This window comes from Vibrio sp. Vb1554, assembly GCF_033344235.1.
This window is the reverse complement of record NZ_JAWPOJ010000355.1, coordinates 1-1,133: the sequence shown is the minus strand read 5'-3', so window position 1 is coordinate 1,133 and position 1,133 is coordinate 1. Positions and strand designations below refer to the sequence as shown.

The following is a 1,133-nucleotide window of genomic DNA, read 5'->3' as shown; positions in this document are numbered from 1 at the left end:
GTTCGCTCTCGCCACGTTTTTACTCGGTTAGGGCCAGCATTATAAGCGGCGAGCGCAAAAATACGATTATTATCGTAATCCTCTAGCAAACCTTGCAGATAATGGCTACCGATCTCGATGTTTTTGCCGACGTTGTATAAATCATCACTACCTTGATAAGTCAGCTTGTATTTCCGTGCCGTGTACTTCGCAGTCGCTGGCATGATTTGCATGATACCGCGAGCCCCTACCGGAGAACGCGCCTCTGAATCCAATGCACTTTCTTGTCTGGCTAACGACATCATCGTAATCGGGTCGATGTCATGCTTCTTCGCATAAAAGTTGAACCACCAGCGGTGCGCAATTGGGAATCGCAGTTCAATATTGTCCCACATTTGCGCTTGGATACTGGCTGTGACAGTTAGGTGATGCCAATTCTTGGATGAGGCATACGCCGCCAACATCGCCTTTTCATCTTTACCTACGCGACTCAGCAAATGCGCCCACTCACTTTTCGCTGCCGCAATTTTATCTGTCGCAATCAACTCTTCAATACGAGTGAGAGAGTTTTGATACGGGTGAATAACCTTAGTATCGAGCTTAATACGATGAGATGGATATTTGATTGACTGACCAATCGCATTCGCCGCAGCCACGCTGTAGAAATTGCGCTGACCAACTAAGGTCGCCAATCGCTGTTTGCCAGCAATATCATCACCCAGCGCAATCTCACTTCGACCTAACCAATATTGCCAGCGAAGCGAGGCTTGCTCATCTTTGTTGAGTACGGCAATCCACTGTTGAACACCTTTCCAATCTGCATTTTGAATTGCTAGACGGATACGATTTTCGATCAAAGCGACATTTTTACTGGTTTTCGTCTTATCATCTCGCCATTTGGCTAGTGAATCGGATTCAGTACGAATCAGACGAATCGCAATGTAGTCCGCAAGTGCTTGGGCTTTTTCTGCTGAGAATTTTTGTCCTTTCACGACTTGCGCATACGCTTTTTGAGCTTGATTGACATCCATGCGAGCTAGCTTTTCTAACGCATATTCACTCTGAGCACGATAAAAGTCATTGGCTGGCTTTTTCTTAGCAAACTCAGCCACCGTCGCAGGTTTATCAAACAACGCTTTCATTTCTTGCGCTTG

The 1,133-nt window shown here is 46.2% G+C and carries 1 protein-coding gene; it reads right to left on the bottom strand.

Annotated elements, in window-relative coordinates; genetic code table 11:
- Positions 1-1,133 (bottom strand): transglycosylase SLT domain-containing protein (locus tag R8N28_RS26250; protein WP_318183788.1); only part of this gene is annotated, 1,133 nt, incomplete at both ends.